The organism is Lactococcus sp., assembly GCF_036648155.1.
Lineage (GTDB): Bacteria > Bacillota > Bacilli > Lactobacillales > Streptococcaceae > Lactococcus > Lactococcus cremoris.
On the sequence record NZ_JAVXIY010000011.1, the window covers coordinates 47,590 to 69,379 of the forward strand.

Annotated in this window: 17 protein-coding genes, 4 tRNA genes and 1 pseudogene; 9 read left to right on the top strand and 13 right to left on the bottom strand. The window is 36.8% G+C overall.

Annotated elements, in window-relative coordinates:
* Positions 1-185: 185 nt before the first annotated feature.
* Positions 186-4,487 carry an acyl-CoA dehydratase activase-related protein gene (locus RSC39_RS10860; RefSeq protein ID WP_332537162.1) on the bottom strand — a complete coding sequence of 1,434 codons (4,302 nt, stop codon included), beginning with the start codon at positions 4,485-4,487 and terminating at the stop codon, positions 186-188.
* Positions 4,488-4,906: 419 nt separating this feature from the next.
* On the opposite strand from RSC39_RS10860, the gene RSC39_RS10865 reads away from it, so the two are divergent.
* Positions 4,907-5,521 (top strand): TetR/AcrR family transcriptional regulator, encoded by a 615-nt coding sequence (locus RSC39_RS10865; protein WP_063281501.1) that lies wholly within the window; start codon positions 4,907-4,909, stop codon positions 5,519-5,521.
* An 83-nt stretch (positions 5,522-5,604) separates the two neighbouring features.
* Here RSC39_RS10865 and RSC39_RS10870 read toward each other — a convergent pair whose 3' ends face one another.
* Positions 5,605-6,333 carry a pseudouridine synthase gene (locus RSC39_RS10870; RefSeq protein WP_014735186.1) on the bottom strand — a complete coding sequence of 243 codons (729 nt, stop codon included), beginning with the start codon at positions 6,331-6,333 and terminating at the stop codon, positions 5,605-5,607.
* Between the two features lie 186 nt (positions 6,334-6,519).
* Here RSC39_RS10870 and RSC39_RS10875 point away from each other — a divergent pair, with 186 nt between their 5' ends.
* The 4 genes from RSC39_RS10875 to RSC39_RS10890 all read left to right on the top strand — a co-directional run bounded on the left by RSC39_RS10875 (position 6,520) and on the right by RSC39_RS10890 (position 8,313).
* Positions 6,520-6,855, top strand: coding sequence for a PadR family transcriptional regulator (locus RSC39_RS10875; protein WP_332537139.1), 336 nt, complete (start codon positions 6,520-6,522; stop codon positions 6,853-6,855).
* The gene (locus RSC39_RS10880) at positions 6,848-7,393 is read left to right on the top strand and encodes a hypothetical protein (protein ID WP_332537141.1); all 546 of its coding nucleotides are present in this window, start codon (positions 6,848-6,850) and stop codon (positions 7,391-7,393) included. Before RSC39_RS10875 ends, RSC39_RS10880 begins: the two co-directional genes overlap by 8 nt.
* A 13-nt stretch (positions 7,394-7,406) precedes the next feature.
* Positions 7,407-8,003, top strand: coding sequence for a hypothetical protein (locus RSC39_RS10885; protein WP_332537143.1), 597 nt, complete (start codon positions 7,407-7,409; stop codon positions 8,001-8,003).
* Positions 8,004-8,070: 67 nt separating this feature from the next.
* Positions 8,071-8,313: a bacteriocin immunity protein gene (locus RSC39_RS10890; RefSeq protein ID WP_332537145.1), complete on the top strand. Its 243-nt coding sequence runs from the start codon at positions 8,071-8,073 to the stop codon at positions 8,311-8,313.
* Between the two features lie 285 nt (positions 8,314-8,598).
* On the opposite strand, the gene RSC39_RS10895 is transcribed toward RSC39_RS10890, so the two are convergent.
* On the bottom strand, positions 8,599-9,234 hold the full coding sequence (locus tag RSC39_RS10895) for a hypothetical protein (RefSeq protein WP_014573435.1): 636 nt from the start codon (positions 9,232-9,234) through the stop codon (positions 8,599-8,601).
* Positions 9,235-9,533: 299 nt separating this feature from the next.
* On the opposite strand from RSC39_RS10895, the gene mnmE reads away from it, so the two are divergent.
* On the top strand, positions 9,534-10,901 hold the full coding sequence (gene mnmE / locus RSC39_RS10900) for a tRNA uridine-5-carboxymethylaminomethyl(34) synthesis GTPase MnmE (protein ID WP_332537147.1): 1,368 nt from the start codon (positions 9,534-9,536) through the stop codon (positions 10,899-10,901).
* Between the two features lie 48 nt (positions 10,902-10,949).
* Here the strand turns inward: mnmE and RSC39_RS10905 are convergent, their stop codons facing one another.
* From RSC39_RS10905 to RSC39_RS10925, 5 genes are all read right to left on the bottom strand, one after another.
* Positions 10,950-11,687, bottom strand: a complete 738-nt coding sequence (locus RSC39_RS10905; protein WP_332537149.1) for a hypothetical protein — start codon at positions 11,685-11,687, stop codon at positions 10,950-10,952.
* Positions 11,687-13,687 carry an ATP-dependent DNA helicase RecG gene (gene recG / locus RSC39_RS10910; protein ID WP_332537151.1) on the bottom strand — a complete coding sequence of 667 codons (2,001 nt, stop codon included), beginning with the start codon at positions 13,685-13,687 and terminating at the stop codon, positions 11,687-11,689. The genes RSC39_RS10905 and recG overlap by 1 nt, the downstream gene beginning before the upstream one ends.
* 138 nt (positions 13,688-13,825) lie before the next feature.
* On the bottom strand, positions 13,826-14,170 hold the full coding sequence (locus RSC39_RS10915; RefSeq protein ID WP_332537153.1) for a zinc ribbon domain-containing protein YjdM: 345 nt from the start codon (positions 14,168-14,170) through the stop codon (positions 13,826-13,828).
* Between the two features lie 67 nt (positions 14,171-14,237).
* On the bottom strand, positions 14,238-15,248 hold the full coding sequence (gap, locus tag RSC39_RS10920; protein WP_011677291.1) for a type I glyceraldehyde-3-phosphate dehydrogenase: 1,011 nt from the start codon (positions 15,246-15,248) through the stop codon (positions 14,238-14,240).
* Between the two features lie 276 nt (positions 15,249-15,524).
* Positions 15,525-16,037: a DUF536 domain-containing protein gene (locus RSC39_RS10925; protein WP_011836159.1), complete on the bottom strand. Its 513-nt coding sequence runs from the start codon at positions 16,035-16,037 to the stop codon at positions 15,525-15,527.
* Between the two features lie 137 nt (positions 16,038-16,174).
* Between RSC39_RS10925 and RSC39_RS10930 the strand changes: the two genes are divergently transcribed.
* Positions 16,175-18,868 carry a cation-translocating P-type ATPase gene (locus RSC39_RS10930; protein WP_332537157.1) on the top strand — a complete coding sequence of 898 codons (2,694 nt, stop codon included), beginning with the start codon at positions 16,175-16,177 and terminating at the stop codon, positions 18,866-18,868.
* Between the two features lie 41 nt (positions 18,869-18,909).
* On the opposite strand, the gene RSC39_RS10935 is transcribed toward RSC39_RS10930, so the two are convergent.
* Positions 18,910-19,437, bottom strand: coding sequence for a TetR/AcrR family transcriptional regulator (locus RSC39_RS10935; protein ID WP_332537159.1), 528 nt, complete (start codon positions 19,435-19,437; stop codon positions 18,910-18,912).
* A gap of 187 nt (positions 19,438-19,624) precedes the next feature.
* Here RSC39_RS10935 and RSC39_RS10940 point away from each other — a divergent pair.
* Both RSC39_RS10940 and RSC39_RS10945 read left to right on the top strand, forming a co-directional pair.
* Positions 19,625-20,581: pseudogene (locus tag RSC39_RS10940) on the top strand (SDR family NAD(P)-dependent oxidoreductase).
* 225 nt (positions 20,582-20,806) lie between these two features.
* On the top strand, positions 20,807-21,262 hold the full coding sequence (locus tag RSC39_RS10945; RefSeq protein WP_063281493.1) for a hypothetical protein: 456 nt from the start codon (positions 20,807-20,809) through the stop codon (positions 21,260-21,262).
* Between the two features lie 130 nt (positions 21,263-21,392).
* Here the strand turns inward: RSC39_RS10945 and RSC39_RS10950 are convergent.
* From RSC39_RS10950 to RSC39_RS10965, 4 genes are all read right to left on the bottom strand, one after another.
* Positions 21,393-21,476 (bottom strand) — tRNA-Leu (locus RSC39_RS10950).
* Positions 21,477-21,488: 12 nt separating this feature from the next.
* Positions 21,489-21,560: transfer RNA gene (locus RSC39_RS10955), tRNA-Gln, on the bottom strand.
* Positions 21,561-21,568: 8 nt separating this feature from the next.
* A tRNA-His gene (locus tag RSC39_RS10960) sits at positions 21,569-21,641 on the bottom strand.
* 11 nt (positions 21,642-21,652) lie between these two features.
* Positions 21,653-21,723, bottom strand: a tRNA-Trp gene (locus RSC39_RS10965).
* Positions 21,724-21,790: the final 67 nt, after the last annotated feature.

Genomic DNA, 21,790 nt, shown 5'->3' on the forward strand with positions numbered 1-21,790 from the left:
GTACTGTTGTTCTCAATGTTTTTAAGTTACTCAATCATTTTAAACAAAAGTTGTACGAAGCGCGACAACAATTTTTGATATCAATCTTTGATACCAAGAATTGATAACGAGCATTGATAACATTTGTTACTATTTAAAAAAAGAAAAATACTGACAAAGCTGTCAGTATCTTTTATATTTTCTTTTTAATATGCTTGAGCAGTTTCCAATTTGGACTCTGTTTCTGATTTTTCAACTGAACCAGAAACTTTGTTCATTCTTTTTTTAGCAGTGGTCATCATTAAACGAATACGATTCAACTGATTGACAGCAGAAACTCCTGGGTCATAATCAATCGGCGCAAGATTGGCCCCTGGATACTGACGGCGAAGTTCTTTCATCATTCCTTTACCAACAATGTGATTTGGGAGACAACCAAAAGGTTGAAGACAAATAATATTATTCACTCCTTTTTGCAAAAGTTCAATCATTTCACCAGTAAGGAACCAGCCCTCACCAGTGTGATTTCCTATTGAAATCACTTCTTCAGTAGAGGATGCAACGTCATAAATTGACTCTATTGAATCAAAACGATTTGATGCCTTCAAAGCTTTATTCATTGGTTTTTCTAGCATATTAATGATACCAATGAAAGTTTTAGCCATGAGTTTATTTTTCTTACTAAAGGCAATCTCATCTGCTTTCCAGATTTGATTGTATAAACTGTAATTCATAAAACCAATTAAATCAAGGACAACAGCTTCGCCACCTTCTTCTTCAATAATGGAAACAATATCATTATTAGCAGTTTTGCTATATTTGACTAAGATTTCTCCGACGACACCCACTCGTGGCTTTTGAATATCAAAAAGTTCAATTTGGTCAAATTCTGCAACAATTTTTTTCATATTGCGGTTAAATTCAAAGATTGACCCTGATTCTACATTTTTTCGAGCTTTTTCTAGCCATTTTGCATGTAGATCATTGACCGAACCTTCTACTGCTTCGTAGGGGCGTGTCCGATAGACAACTCGTTCAAACAAATCGCCGTAAAGCACAGCAATCATAAAGCGTGTCAGTAATGGAACCGTGAATTTAAAGCCTTTTTCTGTCCCTTGATTTCCCATTGAGAGAGAAACTACTGGAACTTGCGGGAAGCCGGCATCAATCAGAGCTTTACGCAACAAAGGAATATAGTTAGTTGCACGACAACCACCACCGGTTTGGGTCATCATGACGGAGGTATTATCAAGGTCATATTCTCCTGACTGGAGAGCTTCGATAAGTTGACCGATAGTGATAATGGCTGGATAACAAGAATCGTTATTAACAAATTTCAAGCCGTTATTTACAGAAGTATTTGTTTCTGGCAGAGAAACGACATTATAACCTGCAGCAGCAAAAGCTGTATCCAATAGTCCTTCTTGGTGAATTGGTGACAACATTGGTAAAAGAAGGGTATGTTTTTTAGCCATTTCTTTTGTGAATGCTGGTGTTTCTGGGACCAACTCATGAACTTCGGTTGTCGCTTCAATGTTGTGACGTGTCCGCTCTGAAACTGCTGCCTTAAGGCTACGCAAGCGAATCCGAACGGCTCCCATATTTGAACCTTCATCAATTTTTAGAACGGTATAAAGCTTGTTGTGTCCACGCATGATTTCTTCAACTTGGTCAGTCGTCACTGCATCAAGACCACAACCAAAGGAATTAAGTTGCACAAGTTCTAGGTTTTTATTTTTGCAAACAACATTTGCGGCTGCATAAAGACGACTGTGGTAAACCCATTGATTGACCACGCGCAGACCAGAAACTTCGGCCAAATGACTGATAGAGTCTTCTGTCAGCACATGGAATCCTTCTTGAGTAATGATGTCAGCAATTCCGTGATTGATTTCTGGGTCCAAATGATAAGGACGTCCTGCAAGGACAATGGCTTTTTCATTGTTCAAATTGATTTGCATCAGTAAATCTTCGGCTTTAAGACGTAAGTCTTCTTTGAATTTATCCATTTCTTCAAAACCATGTTGAACAGCAGCTTTTACTTCTTCAAGACTGACAGTAAATCCTTGAGCCGTCAAAGACTTATGGATATTGACTGACACACCGTCAGGATTTGCCAAATTAATAAATGGATGAAGATAATTGACTTGTCCTTCACGAATTTCGTCAATATTATTTTTAAGAACTTCTGGATAAGATTGGACAATTGGACAGTTGAAATGATTTTGAGCGTTTTTTTGTTCTTCTTGTTCAAAAAGGACTGAAGGATAAAAGATAGTTGGCACACCTTGTTTAATCAAAGCCATGATATGTCCGTGACTCATTTTTGCTGGGTAACAAACAGTATCAGACGGAATAGTTTCAATTCCCTCTTCAAAGAGTTCTTTGTCTGAGCGTGGGCTCAAAACAACACGGAAGCCAAGGTCTGTTAACATCGTGTGCCAAAGCGGATAGTTTTCGTACATGTTAAGCACGCGCGGAATCCCAATCTCTCCACGAGTTTGTTTTTTCTTACTTAAACTATGGTAACGGAAAAGTTTTTTGTATTTATAATCAACTAAATTAACTTTTTTGTCTTTTTTAGCGACTTTAACTTTTGTTGCTTTTTCAGCTCCACGTTCGCAACGGTTCCCGGTTACAAACTTATTGCCATCATTGAAGACCGTCAGTGTCATTTTACAGTTGTTTTCGCAAAGTCCACAGACCATAAATTCTTTATGAGTGGTAAATTTTTCTAGTTCATCAAGTTTTAAAAGCTCTGATTCTTTGTGTGTTTCTTCATTGTCTAAAGAAATCAAAGCACAACCATAAGCTCCCATCAATCCGGCAATACTTGGACGGACAACTTCACGTTCAGAAATTTTTTCAAAGGCACGCAATACGGCTTCATTGTAAAAAGTTCCGCCTTGAACAACGATTTTCTTACCAAGTTCTTCGGGACGTTTTACCTTGATAACTTTATAGAGGGCATTTTTTATGACACTGTATGAAAGACCAGCAGAAATATCACCAACTGTTGCTCCTTCTTTTTGAACTTGTTTAACTTTTGAGTTCATAAAGACGGTACAGCGTGATCCAAGATTTACTGGATGTTCGGCTAAAAGCGCTTTTTGTGAAAATTCACGAACGTCATGTTTGAGCGAATGGGCGAAAGTTTCAATAAATGAGCCACAACCTGATGAACAAGCTTCATTGAGCTGAATACTAGATAAAGCACCATCACGGATTCGCATGGCTTTCATGTCTTGTCCACCGATATCGAGAATGAAATCCACTCCTGGATTGAAATAATCAGCTGCTTTGTAGTGAGCCATGGTTTCGACTTCGCCGTAATCCACGTGAAGACCAGCTTTAATCAAGTGTTCGCCATAACCGGTTACGGTTGACTTGGCAATGTAAACATCTGCTGGAAGTTTAGCATAAACATCTTTTAAAATATTAATAACTGATTCAAGTGGTTCACCGTTATTAGAACCATAGTGGTCATAAAGAATATTTCCTTCATCATCAATAAGAACGACTTTTGTTGTGGTTGAGCCGGCATCAATTCCTAAGAAGGCAGCTCCATGATGTTCAGACAAGTTCTTATAGTTAGCTGTTGCTTTGGCATGGCGCGCACGAAAATCATCAAGTTCAGCTTGATTTTCAAAGAGCTTATCCATAGTATCTTGGGGAATCAAACTATCAGAATCATCATTTTCCAAACTATGAATGAGTTCGGTTGCTGTTTTTTGGCTTGTTTCTTCATAAAGCGCTGCTCCCATTGCCACAAAAAGTTGTGGATTTTCTGGGAAGATAATATTTTCTTCTTTTAAATCCAACGTTTCAATGAAACGTTTGCGCAGTTCACTCATGAAGAAAAGAGGTCCGCCAAGAAAGGCAACATTACCTTTGATTTTTCGACCACTGGCTAATCCGGCAATGGTTTGATTGACAACAGCTTGGAAAATACTGGCTGCTATATCTTCACGACGCACTCCTTCGTTCAAAAGGGGTTGAACGTCAGTTTTGGCAAAAACGCCACAACGTGAAGCAATCGGATAGAGTTTTTCATAGTTTTTAGCTAATTCATTGACACCATTGGCATCAACTTTCAAAAGGGCAGCCATTTGGTCAATGAAAGCACCTGTCCCACCGGCACAAGTTCCGTTCATCCGTAATTCTTGAGTGCCATTGTCAAAAAAAGTCATCTTGGCATCTTCGCCGCCAAGCTCAATCATGACATCTGTTTGTGGAATAAATTTTTCGATGGTGATAGATGAGGCAATCACTTCTTGGACAAAAGGAACATCAATGACTTCTGCAAGTCCCATTCCTCCTGAACCGGTAATGGCTAATTCTAAATTTAAATCTCCGTGTTCAGCAATAAAATCATTGAATACTTTAATGGTTGCTGCTTTGACGTCAGAAAAGTGGCGCTCGTAACGTGAAAAAATGAGTTTATAATTTTCGTCAAAAACGACGAGTTTTACTGTGGTTGAACCAACGTCAATCCCTGTTTTATAAATTTGTGTCAAGATGGTCTCCTAGTTATGTGAGAAATATCACTTGAACAAGTCCTCTAAATCCTTAATATTCATTTTTCGGCAAATTAGATTTTTTATCTAATTTATCTTTTAGGCGCAGAATTTTGATAAAAAGTAATTTAAACGGTCTGTTGCTTATCTTATTATATGTTCATTTTATCATTTGTCATAAGAAAATCAACCAGCAAAAAGGGCGTGGTTGTCACATAAACGACAATTTAAAACAAGCTGTTGATTATGTTAAAAGACTTTGACATCGAATGACAAAATGTTTTGACTAAATACTTAAATGACTTTAAGCTTTTTTTTGATTATAATGGAGATAATCGCATGATGTGAAAAATTAGACAAAGCAGATTACATAATTTCTTTGCCCACTAGATAATGGAAAGATGGTTCTTATGGTTAAATCAGATGATTTGCGCGTGAAACGAACAAGAAAATTGATAAGTCAGGCTTTTTTTACTTTATTGCGCAAGAAAAAATTTGAAAAAATTTCAATTCAAGAAATTGCCGATTCAGCCATGATTAATCGAGCAACTTTTTATGCTCATTATGCTGACAAACAGGATTTATATGATAGTTTGATTGACCAATTTTTGGCTAGTTTTACTGGTATTTTGGATGAACAAAATTTGGTCGATGGAAATAATGTTCACGTCAAGGAAATTGAAACTGTCCTGAGTCGCTTTTACGAATTTGTTCGCGATAATCCTGAAATTGCTCAAATGATTACTGACAGAGCACACGATCAACGTTTGAAAAATAGATTTCTAGAAATTTTATCTGAGCGTTATACTGAGTTATTTGAGAAATTGGAAGTTAGAGAAAAAGATGTTGTAGTTCCTAATGACTTCGTGATTTCTTATATTAGTTCAATTTTGGTCGGAACATTAGATTGGTGGGTCTCTTCTTCGACACAAATGTCCGCTCGGGATTTTGCTCATCTCATCATCAAATTAATTTCTAATGGTCATCTGACTGTGCTTGGAGTTAATATTAATCGTGAAAATTAAAAAAGTTACTGACGAAAAATTCTGTCAGAAGATAGCCGTTGCACTTTAGCTTACGGATACCTTCGAATTTTCATCAGTAACTTTTATTTTTTTAAGTTTTCAATCTCTTCGATTGTTAAAGGACGATAAGCTCCCAGAGCTAAATCTGAATCCAAAGCTAAATTGCCCATCCGAATTCGTTTGAGATAAAGGACATACATCTCAACTGCCTCAAACATCCGTTTAACTTGGTGGAATTTTCCTTCATGAATAATAACTCGAATTTCACTGACCCAGCCGGATTGGCTATCGCCTTTGTAAGTTTTCTCAACAAATAATTCTCCTGGTCTTGCTTTTTCACCATTTTTCAAAGTCAAACCTTCAGCAAATTTATTGATAATCTCGTCAGTAACTTTTCCATCAATTCGTGCAAAATATTCTTTTTCAACGTGTTTTTTGGGTTGAGTTAAATCATGGCCAAGAGCCCCATCATTGGTTAAAATCAAAAGTCCTTCGGTATTTTTATCTAAACGTCCGACTGGGAAAATATCCTTACGAAAATCTTTTTCTGATAAAAGTTGAACAACTGTTTTAAAAACATTATCTTTCGTAGCGGATACGACTCCTTGCGGTTTATTCAATAGGTAGTAATAATATTCTTGGTAATCTAAAATTTGACCGTCAAAAGCCACCTGTCTGGAATTCTTATCCACTTGAAATCTGCCATCTCGCTGAATTTCACCAGCAACGGTCACGCGCCCTTTTTTCAATAAAACTTTGACTTCACTCCGGCTTCCGAGGCCACTTTCTGCTAAAAATTTATCTAGTCTCATGTCTTTTATTATAGCAGATTTTGCTGACAGGTCTGTCAGTAAAATAATGGGATAAAAAGTTACTGATGAAACTTCTAGGATATTTGTCAGTAATTTTTTCATTTCAGTAGTTGACATTATATAATAGCCGTGATAAAATTTATCCAGTAGCTAGTTTACATTATAGAATAGCGAGGAAGTGGCAAATTGACCGAAATTAATCCCCAACTACTCAAAGGAACTTTAGATGGTGCGCTCTTATTAGTCATTGCTCGTCATGAAACTTATGGTTATGAAATCACTGAAAATCTTAAAACAATGGGTTTTCTTGCCATTGCTGCGGGTACAATTTATCCAATTTTACAAAAACTGGAAAGAGAAAAGTTCATCAAAGGCGAAATGAGAAAGTCATCAGAAGGTCCTAAAAGAAAATATTTCACAATCACAGAGCTAGGACAAGCACGACTTACAGATTTTTTGAGCGATTGGAAGCTCTTAACTTATGCAATGCAAAATCTCATAAAGGACAAGGACAATGTTTAATAAAATCAAAAGAAACAGTCATGAACACTATGAAAACAAGCAAATTTTCAATCAACTCAGCAAAGAAAATCAGAAGTATTTGACTGATTTTATCAAATTTTCATTGCAAAAAGCAGAGGAATTATCAAAAGATACTCGTGAGCTTACTATTTATCCAGATGTTATTGATGTTCAAAAAGACGGTTTAACCGCTGAAAATTTCTTTGGAATGAGTGCAAAAGACTTGGCAGAGCAAATGGTCAAAGAATTACCCAACAAAAATATCTATAAACCAGCGATTTTATCGGGAATTTTTAGTTTTATTTGTTTTTACGTGATTGCTTTACTGTTTTTCAGAAATAATCTTGCTCAAAGCAATTATTGGCTTTATATCGGATTTATCGCACTAGGCACTTTGATAAATTCCTTGCTCCGCCTTTGGATTGGAAGATTATTGATTGAAAAATCTCAAATAGTGCGAAGAATCTCTGCTTTCATAATTCAGATTCTAGTTGCGCTTTTCCTTATTGGCGGATTTTATTTCTTGATAAAAAAATAAATAGGAGAAACTTATGGAAACCAAAGAACTCATCAAAGAAAATAACAGCTTGCGTGACCAGCTATCCTCAGAAAACAAAAAGTTTTATGAAAGGCTACTTGTCGTCGTAAGAACCAAATCGTTTTTTCGTGAGGAAGAAGTTTACGAAGAAACTCTACTTGCGATTGTTCAGGATTTGCTCGAAGCCCAAGCCCAAGGAAAAAATGCTGAAGCCTATCTGGGGTGTGATATTTATCAGTTGGCAGACGAGATTGTTGCAGCTACCCCACGTGAAAATATCAAACGAATGGCTTACTTTACGCTCTACTGGATTGGTCCATATCTGCTCTTCTCAGTCGTTATACCCACCATCATATCGTTGATTTTCTCGCCTGATCATACGGCAAAAATTTCACTTGCTGGTTTCTTATCAAACACCGTTTTCACATCACTTGCCATCTGGGGCTTGCTAAAATATATTTCGACTAGCCGTCAAGCTTTGAACTTCTTTAATCAAAAATTTTTCATCGTTTGGCTGAAATGCCTGATTCCGTCAGTATTAGTGATTGGCATTTATGTCTTGATTTTATATCTGACACAAAATATTTGGGTCTGGACCGTTCATTTTTAAAGCAGTCTCTTGCAAAAAATTTTGATACAATGATTTCAGCATCAAAAGAAAGAAAAGGGTATTTTCAATGGGAATTTTTGGCTCAACTACTGCTAATTTCAACGTTGGCGAAAAGGCACTGCTAGAGCAGCTCATCAACTTAATTATAAATCCTGAAACAACCGAGGACGAGCGCCTGATTTTGATTGCTGCCAAAAATGATCTGGAACAAAAAACAGATGTATCAAAAGTAGTCAATGATTTATTGAACAAACTTGTGCCAGTTGCTGTTGGGCTAAAAATGTCCCCTCAGATGAAAATTTTTTTATAGCAAGCTCTACAATAACCGCTCTGCACTCAAAGCGATAGAAAAAGGTGTTTCTGGTTCTGCGATTTTATTTTCTCTCTTTGGATAAATGGAAAATTTACTGACAGATTGCCTGAAAAACAAAAAAATTACTGATGAACCTTCTAGCATATTCGTAAGCACTGATCTTCACTGCGCTCGAATTCGCTGTAAGGTGCTAAAGCGACCGACCCTATGGCAAAGCGAGCATTGAAGTTGCAGATTGAAAAAAATTACTGACGGAATTTCTGTCAGTAATTTTTCTCATTTTTATTCTCCATAAATATCAGCATCTGTCAGTTTAAAAATAACCATTGTTTCAGGTGGATAAGCTGCCAATTGATTTGCAAAACTGTCATCATCATCTTTTTTGACTTTTGCTTTAATATTGATTGTCACCTTTTGATGCTCTTCAACAAGTGCGTCATAGAGTGTCTTTAAGTCAGCAATATCTTGACTACTTGCTTTGGGCAAAATGGTATATTTGGTATAATCTTTATCAAACCAAGAACCTTCTTTTTCAAAATCAACCGATGAATTCTCGCGAATTTGCAATTTAGCTGAGATATCATAATCATAATCTTGCTGTTCAATCATTTTAGCAATTTTTACCATTGATTCATAATCACCACTTGCTTTTAATTTCAAAGTGGCTTTATAAGGAATTCCCGCGAGCTCTAAGCGACCCGCAATCATAAAAGGATCTGGTTCAGTTCCTTTATCATCAAGTTGAGGGGGAGCAAAATTGACCGAGATTGAGTAGCCCTTGGTCAGTAATTGTTCATATTGCGTGATGACTTCTTCTAATTCGAGTCCATCAATAAACTCATTAAAAGTCCGTTCAGTCAGTTTGTTGTTTTCAGCGGCTTCTTCTTTTGGATAGATAATTTTTACTTGATAAGTCATGTCTACTATTATATCAAGATTGTGTGCACAAATGGGAAAAAAGGTGAAGAAAAATAGTAAATTTTTTTGGTTCAGCAAGTCATTTTGCCTCGAATTGTAGTTTCACTATACTATTATTTTGTAAGTCAACTAGGCGCTTTAGCACCCTATCACAATTGGACAGCTTAACCTAAACGCAGAAATCTCTTTTTCAGCATTTTTTATGTGTGGAAACTCAATCTTAATAGAATTTTATTTTTTATAAAAAAATAAATTTAATAGGCTAGGAAATTCAAGCTTTTTGCGTTAAAATAGTCTTTATGACATTAACACAAGAATTTGATACGATTGCGGCGATTTCGACACCGCTTGGTGAAGGAGCAATTGCCATTGTTCGTTTATCAGGAACAGATGCCCTGAAAATTGCTCAATCTGTCTATAAAGGAAAAAATTTAGCTCAAGTTGCTAGCCATACGATTAATTATGGCCACATCTTTGAAGAAGAACGTCTGGTTGACGAAGTGATGGTTTCAGTCATGCGTGCGCCTAAAACTTTCACACGTGAGGATATTGTTGAAATCAACACACACGGTGGGATTGCAGTCACACAAGAAATCTTGCAATTACTTTTACGTAATGGTGCAAGACTTGCTGAACCTGGTGAATTTACCAAGCGTGCTTTCTTAAATGGACGGATTGACTTGGCACAAGCTGAGTCTGTCATGGATTTAATCCGCGCAAAAACCGATAAAGCAGCGAATATTGCCGTAAAACAACTTGACGGAAGTCTCTCAAAAATGATTAATAATATTCGTCAAGAGATTCTCGAAAGTTTGGCACAAGTCGAGGTCAATATTGATTATCCAGAGTATGATGATGTCGAAACCATGACTTCACAAATGCTCCTTGAAAAGACTGCTCATTTTGAACAGCTTTTGGAAAATCTTTTATCAACAGCTAAACGCGGAAAAATTTTGCGCGAAGGCTTAAAAACGGCCATTATTGGACGTCCAAACGTTGGAAAATCAAGCTTACTCAATCAATTATTACGTGAAGAAAAAGCCATTGTCACTGACATTGCTGGAACAACACGTGATGTTATTACCGAGTTTGCCAATATTGGTGGCGTTCCTCTTGAATTAGTAGACACCGCTGGGATTCGTGAAACAGATGATTTAGTCGAAGCGATTGGGGTTGAACGTTCTAAAAAGGCCTTAGCCGAAGCTGATTTGGTTTTGCTAGTTTTGGATGCCTCACTGGAATTGACTGATAAAGATTTGGAACTTTTAAAGCTATCTAAAAATGCCAATCGTATTGTTTTACTTAACAAAACTGATTTACCCGAAAAACTTGATATTAATCAAATTTCCGGTGATTTTATTCGAATTTCAGCCCTTAAAAATGAGAATTTATCTGCTGTTGAAGAAAAAATCAATCAAATTTTCTTCGCTGGTGAGATTGAAGCCAAAGACGCAACCGTCTTATCAAATGCTCGTCACATTTCGCTTGTTGAAGAAGCTTTAAAAGCACTCAAGGAAGCAAATAACGGGCTTGCTCTTGGCTTACCTGTTGATTTGATTCAAGTCGATGTCACACGTTGTTGGCAATTACTTGGAGAAATCACAGGCGAAGCCGCTCCTGATGAATTGATTACACAACTTTTCTCACAATTTTGTTTAGGGAAATAAAAAAGAGTTCAATTGAACTCTTTTTTTACTGACAGAATTGATCAATCATCAAACCATCCCTTTAATTTCTGTCAGACATTTTCTAACAAACTGGTCAGTCATTCCCCCGAAATAAGTTCCTTGAAAGTTTCGACCGTTAATCACGATTAATTTTTTATCGACACGATAAGCTCGAACGTATTTGGCAGCTTTTCCCGTTTCTTCTTTATCAAATATTTCTTCGATTTCAGTCCCAGCATTGTTAAGTAAAATTTTTAAATTACTTACTGACAGACTGGTCAACAAAATATCAGGATTTAAAATCTGCATAATTTGTGGAAATTTCATTACGAATTGAGCTTGTTGACTTTTGGTTAGACTCGGCCAGACTGGCTCTGTTGGAATGGGTGTAAACAAGTCAATATGAAGCACTCGGTTAATTTGATTTTCAGACTTTTTGTAAGCTGCATCAAAAATTGGCAAAAATTTTGCTAACTGATTGAACCAAGAACTAGGTTTGTATTCAAAATACCGATTGAGATTTGACTTGTAAGTTTTCAGATTTACTGACGAAAGTTCTGTCAGTAATTTTTCAAAACGTTGATTTTCACCAAATTCAGCATAAGATGCGTTTTTACTGACGGTCAGTATTTTTAAGTCCGATTTTTCATAGGCTGGTAAATCTCCGAACCACAAAAGTGGCATGCTGGTCGGAATTAAGACCTCAGCACTTTTGGGATTTACTTTTAATTCTTCAAAATCTGACCAAGTATCCAAAATCAAATCATTCAATTCATTCTCATTCATCAGTCAAATCCACCCTCAACGTTCACTTGCGCAATCAAATCAGGAAACTCGTCTGCCTTTTTAAAAATTTCAACTGCTTCTTGTCTGGCTACTTCTAAAATATTATAATCATTGACCAAATCTGCCGCAATAAATTCTGGAAGTCCTGATTGACGAAGTCCAAAAATTTCCCCAGAACCACGCATTTTCAAATCTTCTTCGGCTAAAACGAAACCATTTTGCGTCTCTGTCATAATTTTCATCCGCTGTTTTCCTGAATCCGACTTAGGATTTGCCACTAAAATGGCGTAAGATTTTTTTGTTCCCCGACCAACACGTCCTCGTAACTGATGAAGTTGTGACAGTCCAAAACGGTCAGCATCCATAATGACCATGATGGTGGCATTAGGCACGTCAACCCCTACTTCGATTACAGTAGTTGACACTAAAATATCCAATTTTTTAGCCTTAAATTCTTGCATAATTTGGTCTTTTTCATCATTTTTCATTTTTCCATGTAAAAGCCCAATTTTGGCAAATAAACCAAAGTAGTCATTTAATTCCGCAAATAAGGCTTCTGCATTTTTCAGGTCTAGGGTTTCGCTCTCCTCAATCAATGGTGAAATAAAGTAGACTTGAGAATCATTGGCAACCTCACCTTTTACCCAACTTAAAACTTCAGAAAACTGTTCATGTTTGACCCATCTTGTGGTAATGGGTTGACGTCCCTTTGGCAGTTCATCAATAATTGAAACATCCATATCTCCAAAAGCCGTAATCGCAAGCGTTCTTGGAATTGGCGTTGCCGTCATCATTAATACATCTGGATTTTGCCCTTTTTCCCGCAAAATTTTCCGCTGATTGACCCCAAAACGGTGTTGTTCATCTGTAATCACTAGACCTAAGTTATAAAAATCAACTCCTTCTTGAATGACCGCATGCGTTCCCACTACCATGTGCGTATGCCCACTAGCTAAATCAGCTAATATTTCCCGTCTTTCAGCTGCTTTTAAGCCTGAAACTAATAGTGAGATTTGCAACTCAGGAAAGAGCGCCTGTAAATTTGCAAAATGCTGACGAGCCAAAATTTCCGTTGGAACCATGATTGCTGCTTGAAAATTTGCCAGACAAGCCGCATACATTGAAAGCGAAGCGACAACTGTCTTACCAGATCCCACATCACCTTGCAAAAGCCGGTTCATGTGGTAAGGAGATTTCATGTCATCCAGAATCTCGGTCAAAGCCCGGGATTGGCCACCAGTCAATTCAAAAGGTAAGTCCGAAATTTTTTTATCAATTTCTTCTTGCTCAAATATAACTTGTAAACCTGCTCGTCCTGATTTTTCTTTATTTTTCAGTGCCTGCAATTTCAACTGAAACATGAATAATTCTTCAAATTTTACACGACGTAAAGCCTGCTTATGAGCTGCCATATCTTCTGGAAAATGCATAGCCAAAACGGCTTCTTGCCGGTTCATCAGACGATATTTTTCTATCAAAAATTCTGGTAAGTTCTCAGGTAATTCTGACAGAAGCCCTGATTCAAAAACTTGATGAATCACTTTGACCAATTGACTTTGTTTCATACCCGCTGTCAAATGATAAACAGGTTCTAATCCATCGTCCACCTGAGCCACAACTTTCATTCCCATCAGTTGTTGCTTTGCCTGTTCCCATTTTCCATAAACCGCAATTTCTTTTCCAACCTCCACTTTATCAGCCAAATAGGGTTGATTAAAAAAGCTGACAGCAACGACGGCTTCACCTTCTTTAATTTTAAATGAAAGTCGATTACGTTTAAATCCGTAATACTGAACATTAGCTGGGGTCACTACCGTTCCAATAATCGTTGCTTTTTCTCCGTCAGTAAGTTCAAAAACCGAGCGACTTGCGAAATCTTCATAACGAAAAGGGAAATAAAGCAGTAAATCTTGAACTGTGAAAATTCCTAACTTATGGAAATTTTCCACAGACTTTGGCCCCACACCTTTTAAAAATTGCACTGAATCTGTTAATTTCATACTTTTATTATACCAAGATATAAGGCTAAATGCTTCAAAAATCAAATATAATTTACTGACAGAGTATTTTATCAGTAAATTTTGCTGATAGATACTCTGTCAGTAAAAAAAATAATCAGAAAATTTTCTGATTACTTTTTATGCTTTTTTAACAACCGAACCCTTCAAACTAATCGCTCCAAATCCTGGAATTTTTGAATCAATAAAATGTTCATTTTTCCCTTCTGGATTGATACGAATGTTTTTCACTTTTGTACCCTGTTTAATTGGTTTTGGCATTCCTTTAACCGGCAAATCTTGTACAATGACAAGATCATCCCCAGTTTCTAACTCATTTCCTAGACTATCAAGGACAATAAATTTTCCAGCTGCTTCAATTTCTTCAAGCGTAAATTCAGTCCCACATTCAGAACAGCCAAAGCTCGTATCTGATAATTCATAAGTATATTCACTTGAGCAATGAATACATTTTGGTGTCTCCATTTTTTCTCCTTTATAAAATAAAAAAACCAGCCCGAAGACTGGTTTTTATACCGTTAAAATCGGAAAATTATTTAGCGATTTTAGCGAAGTATGCAAGTGTACGAACAAGGTTTGAAGTGTATGACATTTCGTTATCGTACCAAGATACAGTTTTAACAAGTTGAGCTCCGTTAGCTGAAGTAACTTCAGTTTGAGTAGCATCAAAGAGTGAAGAGTTTGAGATACCAACGATATCAGATGAAACGATTTGGTCTTCGTTGTAACCAAATGATTCATTTGAAGCAGCTTTCATAGCTGCGTTGATTTCGTCAACTGTAACTTCTTTATCAAGGATAGTAACAAGTTCAGTCAATGAACCAGTTGGAACTGGTACACGTTGAGCATGTCCTTGAAGTTTACCTTGAAGTTCTGGCAATACAAGACCGATAGCTTTAGCAGCACCTGTTGAGTTAGGTACGATGTTTTCAGCTGCAGCACGTGCGCGACGGAAATCTCCACCACGGTGTGGGCCATCAAGAGTCATTTGGTCACCAGTGTAACCGTGAACTGTAGTCATTGTACCAACTTTGATACCGAATTGTTTGTTCAAAGTATCAGCCATTGGAGCAAGACAGTTAGTTGTACATGAACCAGCTGAAATTACTGTTTCAGTTCCATCAAGTACTTCGTGGTTAGTGTTGAAAACGATTGTTTTAACATCTGATCCACCAGGTGCAGTGATAACAACTTTCTTAGCACCGTTAGCGTGCAAGTGTTGTTCAGCTTTTTCTTTAGTTGCGAAGAAACCAGTTGCTTCAAGAACGATTTCTGCACCAACTTCAGCCCAGTTGATGTTAGCTGGGTTAGATTCAGCAGTAACTTTAACGAATTTACCGTTAACTTCAAAACCACCATCTTTAACTTCAACTTTACCATCAAAACGACCTTGAGTTGTATCGTATTTAAGCAAGTGAGCAAGCATTGCTGGATCTGTCAAGTCGTTGATTGCAACAACTTCAACACCTTCAACATTTTGAATACGACGGAAAGCAAGACGACCGATACGACCGAAACCGTTAATACCAACTTTAACTACCATTAGTAGTTTCCTCCTTATAGGGATTAGATTTTATAAAAGGCAAACCTTTTAAATTGACTAAGTTAACAATTTAACTTACTCTTTTATTTTAACACTTTTTTTAAAATTTGCAAACATAAACTACCTTAGAAAGCGCTCTACAAAAGCAAATGAACTCCTCTTCTCCTGAAAGCGTTTAACATTAAAAAAGCTAATACTTTTGGCAATAATCTTTGACTTTCCACCTAAAAATATGACTAAAAAAATTACTGAGCAGGCTGTCAGTAATTTTTATTCTTATTTTTTTCCAAATAAGCGCCCAAAAAAGCCTTTATTTTCCGTTGTTTTCAACTGTTCTTGTAAATCAGTGAAAAATTGATTTTGATCTGTCAAAGCTTTTTCCATTAATTCTTGCTGTTTTTTGATCTGTTCATCTTTTTCAGCGATTTGTGCATCTTTAACATTTATTTGTTGATCTTTAGAGATAAGTTGACTATTCAAACGCTCAATCTCAGCGTTTTTGTCTTTCATCAACGCACTAATCATTTCATAAGCTGCAGATGTTGCATCATCTGCTTTAATGGCAATCTCAGAACCTTTGTCAGTATTTTCTTCTAAAACTTCGGCCTTAGCAGTGACTACTTTTCCATATAAACCTTCAAGTTCATGGATTCCTTCGGCATTGACGACTGTTACATTTTTCTCATTTTTTTCAACAAATTTAGTATCTAGCGATTTAACCCGTTTATTCATCGCTTGGCGAGTGACTCCAAAAAGCTCTGCCAATTCACTTACTGTTTTAGTTTTCATATCATCAATAATACCATATTTTCGGCTAATTATACAGACTTTTGTAAAAATTTTATTTGTATATCGTTCAGAGAATTATTAAAAATATATTATAATTAAATTATAATGTAATTTTCCAAAAGAAAGGACTGACAGATATGAAATATAAAACAGAAGCCATTGAAAATATAAAAAAGTTTTATGATATTAATGCGAAAACTGGGCTGAGTCCAACTCAAGTCACAAACTCCCGCATCAAGTATGGCCACAATAATTTTGAAGATCAAAAAGGACCTCATTTTCTCCAAAAACTTCTCCATCATCTTTTAGAAGTTATGAATATCATCCTCATTTTGGTCGGCCTCCTCTCTGCATATTTAGCATATATCAGCAACGGAAACTATACCAAGACAATTGTTGTTCTCCTTATTGTCATTATTAATATTTTCGTTTCCATTTTTCAAGAAAACAGGGCAGAAAACGCCCTTGCTGCCCTAAAAAAACTCTCTTCTCCCACTTCGACCGTTCTTCGCTCTGGAAAGCGTCAGACCATCCCTTCAAGCGAGCTGGTCTGCGGTGACCTTATTGAACTGACCGCCGGCGTGCAAGTTGGTGCCGACATTCGCCTTCTCACAAGCAATAGCCTCCAAGTTGACGAATCATCACTGACAGGTGAATCCGAACCAATTGATAAGAATGCTGACCTTGAAATCACTGATGAAGTTCCTTTGGGAGACCAACTCAACATGGTTTTTTCTGGAACAAATATCCTTAACGGAACAGCCGAAGGAATTGTCGTAGCAGTTGGTTCTAAATCGCAAATGGGTCAAATTGCAACACTCATCGGCGAACAAATCAAAGGAAAAACGCCACTTCAAAAACGAATTGATAAACTTGCAAAACGTTTAGCAATTATAGCCTTTGCTGCCGGAATTTTGATTTTCGTCATCAACCTTATATATGCTAATGTTCCTCTAGTTGATAATTTAATGACTGCCGTTGTTCTCGGAGTTGCTGCTGTTCCAGAAACACTTCCAGTTATTGTAACTCTCAGTCTCATTTATGGTGTGGAAAATATGGCTCAGAAAAAAGCTATTATCCGAAACGTTCCTGCCGTTGAAACTCTTGGAAATGCAACAGTCATCGCTTCTGACAAAACCGGAACACTCACACAAAATCAGATGACCATTCAAAAACTTTGGCTATCTGGACAAGATAGTTGGTCAGGAGGTCAATTATCAAGCTCTGAAGTTTCCTTAATACAAAATTTTGCTTATGCTTCAAACGCCAGTGCACAACTCATTGACGGTGATTGGGAAATCCATGGTGACCCAACCGAAGCAGCAATCATTCGCTTCTTAATTACTCATGACCTCTATGAACCCGAAAAAAATCCAAAACGACTTGCCGAACTCCCTTTTGATAGTTCACGCAAAAAAATGACCGTTGTCATTCCACATCCGCAAGATAATGAAAAATATCTTGTACTGACCAAGGGCGCTTTTGATAGACTTGCACCAAGCAGTCAACATCAAGCGCAGCATCCACAGCTCCTTTCTTCAAATAACGAGGAGACTCCCACTCACTTATCAAATGATTTATTGAGCCAAGCCCAAAAAATACATGATATTTTTGCTGACCAAGCCCTACGTGTTCTAGCTCTTTCTTACAAAATCATCGATAAAGTCCCAGAAGATTTAACTGAATTAGAAAATAATCTTACCTTTCTTGGAATCGTGGGAATGATTGACCCTCCACGCATAGAATCAAAAGCTGCTGTTCAAGAAGCAAGAGCTGCTGGTATTAAACCAATTATGATTACAGGGGACCACGCGCTTACAGCAAAAGCAATCGCTCAACAAATTGACATCTATCGTGATGGAGATAAAGTTATTGATGGCTTAACGCTCAAATCAATGACAGATGATGAACTTAGCCAAATGATTGAACAAATTTCGGTCTATGCCCGAGTAAGTCCTGAAGACAAACTTCGTATTGTAAAAATCTGGCAAGAAAAAGGCCAAATCGTAGCCATGACAGGAGATGGTGTCAATGACGCACCCAGCTTAAGAGCTGCGGATGTCGGAACAGCAATGGGAATAGCCGGCACAGAAGTTGCCAAGTCTGCATCTGATATCATTCTTGCTGATGACAATTTTGCAACTATCGTCGCTGCCATTCGCGAAGGACGACGCGTTTACACCAATATCAAAAAAACCATTTATTACCTCCTCTCAGCAAATGTAGCAGAAATCCTTACCATGCTTATTGGAGCAATTGTCGGTTGGGGAATGCCTTTTACAGGAATTCAACTCCTTTACATCAATGTCCTTGCTGATGGAATTCCCGGATTTGGACTTTCACGTGAAAAAGCCGACAGTCATATCATGGAACAGCCACCTGTTGGAGTCAAAGAAAGTATCTTCTCAAGAGGAGTCAGCTGGCGTATCGCCATTTGTTCCACTGTATTCATCATTACTGCTCTAATTGGTTTTTATCTCGGTAGGTTTATTGAAATCGCTGGATTGACACCCAACCATCAACTCGGACAAACAATGGCCTTTGTGATACTAACCCTTGCTTCTACGATTAATGTCTATAACGCTAGAAGTAATGAATCTCTCTTCACAAGAGGAATTACAACTAATAAAATGATTTTTGGTACCACCTTATTATCACTAGGAATAACCGTTCTCTTTACAAATGTTCCTATTTTGATGAATATCTTAGAAGTTGCTCCATTATCAATGACACACTGGCTAATAGCTATCATCTTAGCTTTAATCCCAACTCTTGTCATTGAAATTACAAAAGTGATTCTTAATAAACAAGGGAAAAAATTTATTGGCTAAAAGAAAGGCTCAAAATAACTTGAGCCTTTTTATCTGTTCACTTATTCATGGAATTCTACAACCATCTTCACCACTTCATCATAAGAGTCTTGACAGCCATTTTTCACCCAATTTCCTAAAACATAAAATAAACCAGCAACCATAAAATCGTTCCAAAATTTTTGCTTTGTCCCTAGATAATCAGCCCAAGTCGTTGTTTCATTATAAAAAATAGTCATCTTTTGAGCAAATACCTGAAAAATCAGCGAATAATAATTCCCCTTGACAGCTTTTTCTATTTCTTCTTCTTGTTCAACAAATAGTCCCACCAACTTCTCACTTAAAATAAGTGAGTTAATACTTTCTAGCTCCAAAAGTTCTTTAAGAAATTTATCATAGATTAGCTCAAAACACTCTAATACGACTTCTTCCTTATTTTTGAAGTGCCGATAGAAAGTCATCCGACTCACCCCGGCTTTTTTGCAAACTTCTGTCAATGGCAATTCATTGATTGTATATTTCTCTAAACACAACATCGTTCCTTCAATAATAAAGTCATGAAAATCTTGATATTGCTCTTTTCGCTTCATTTCTGTTACACTTTCATTTTGTTGTCACTTTTAAAGACAAATCGTCCAAAGTTAATTGTAAAAGTTCTTTTTTGCTGTTACACTTGTATCACATAAATATTATAACACAAAGGAAAATTTTATTATGTCAAATCAAGAACCAATAGCAAACTACAAATTTAATTATAAAACAACAGCAAATAAAGTTATGAAAAATATTAATCTTTCAGGAAAAACAATCATCATCACTGGTGGGTATTCTGGTATTGGTTTAGAGATGACCAAACAACTTTCACGTGCTGGAGCAAAAATTATTATCCCCGCCCGAAGAATGGAGGTAGCCAAGAAAAATTTATCTAAAATAAAAAATATTGACATTCTTCCCCTTGACCTCACCAATACAAAAAGTATTCATCAATTTGCCTAAAGTTTTTTGCAAAATAATTCAAAACTAGATATTCTTATTAATTCCGCTGGATTAATGTACCTTCCTTTAAAAAGAGATTCCCGAGGAATAGAATATCACTTTGCCACAAACCATCTAGGCCACTATCAATTAACAATGGAACTTTTACCCGCTTTAAAAAATGCAAAAAACTCAAGAGTTATAAATTTATCCAGTCGTGCTCAACAAATGACACCATTACTAGAAGATTGGAATTTTGAAAAAATAGAAAACTATAATCCCCAAATAGGCTACCAACAATCTAAAACTGCCAACGTTTTATTTTCAATAAAACTAGATGAACTAGGAAAAAAATATGGAATTAGAAGTTTTGCCGTCCACCCTGGTATGATTCCAATGACAAATATTGGTCGTCAAAATTCACCTATTACCCCTTGGCTCCGCTACCTAGCCGACTATTTTAAATTAATTCATATCCCCGTATTTTTTAATACACTTAAATCCGGCTTTGACCGAAGTAAATATCGCTATTTAAAAACAATAGCCCAAGGTGCTGCAACACCTCTATGGACTGCCACAAGCGCTGATTTAGAAGGTAAAGGTGGTCTATATTGTGAAGATGTTAATATTGCCAGACTTATGGCATCTGAAGAAGTTAATAATTTTGCTGGAGGTCTACGGTCCCACTCAATAAACCCAGATGCAGCAAATAGACTTTGGCACATCTCAAAAACAATAACAGGTCTGGATTTTGAATAAATTTTTACTAAAGAACAAAAATGACCTGTCATAAATAGGTCATTTTATGTTTTGTATTATTAGATTAAGACTCATTCTAGATACCACTACAGTAATTTTCAATAAAAGTATCCCCATATTCAATTATTTTTGACATTCTTTTTATCAAGTGCTAGTATTATCCTATATATTCACACTATTTTGAATATACAGTCATTGTTAACCAAGAAGTTGCTAAGGAGAACTATGAAAAATTTTATAAACAAACCAAATAATGTTAAAAGATGGATCTTACTTTTATATTCTACTCTTTCACTCGTTCTAACAGTTATTTATATTGCTTTTAACCATACTTTTTTTAAAGTAGATTGGCAACGGTATGATATAGATGGGACTTACCGAGGAAAGGTAGATGAAATACTAAAACATGGAGTCTTCTGGATAAATGGAAATTTAACAGCAATCAACTCTTCACTACTTGTTTTACTTCTAGCTATAGGCGCAATTCTTTCACTATTAATTTTCTATCTAGCCTGGCATAATTTAGCGACCAGGACATGGACCCCTATTCTATGCTTTGTAGGATTTTTGATTCCCCTTATCGTCCATGGGGATGGAAATATCCTCAAATCCTTGATTATCGGATTTATTTTCATCCTTATTGGGGCAAGCGCCTCCGTTCAGGCTTTACGATTTTTTTAACTAAGGTTAATAGGCATATTCACTAAAATAAAAAGTACTAACTTTAATAAAAGTCAGTACTTTTTTGTTTATCAATATTATAAATATCTATAAAAAAAGCTAACAATAGGCAAAGTTAGCTTTTATGTTATGCCGAAGGCCGGGGTCGAACCGGCACTCCCGTGAAGGAACCAGATTTTGAGTCTGGCGCGTCTGCCTATTCCGCCACTTCGGCGAAACATAACAACTGGGGTAGCTGGATTCGAACCAACGCATGAGGGAGTCAAAGTCCCTTGCCTTACCGCTTGGCTATACCCCAATAAAATAGGCGGATGACGGGAATCGAACCCGCGAGTGCCAGCGCCACAAGCTGGTGTGTTAACCACTTCACCACATCCGCCATACTATAAACACGGGCAGCAGGAATTGAACCCACACCAAAGGTTTTGGAGACCTTTGTACTACCTTTATACTATGCCCGTACAAGTATAAAACAAATGGAAGGGGAGGGATTCGAACCCCCGAACCCGAAGGAGCGGATTTACAGTC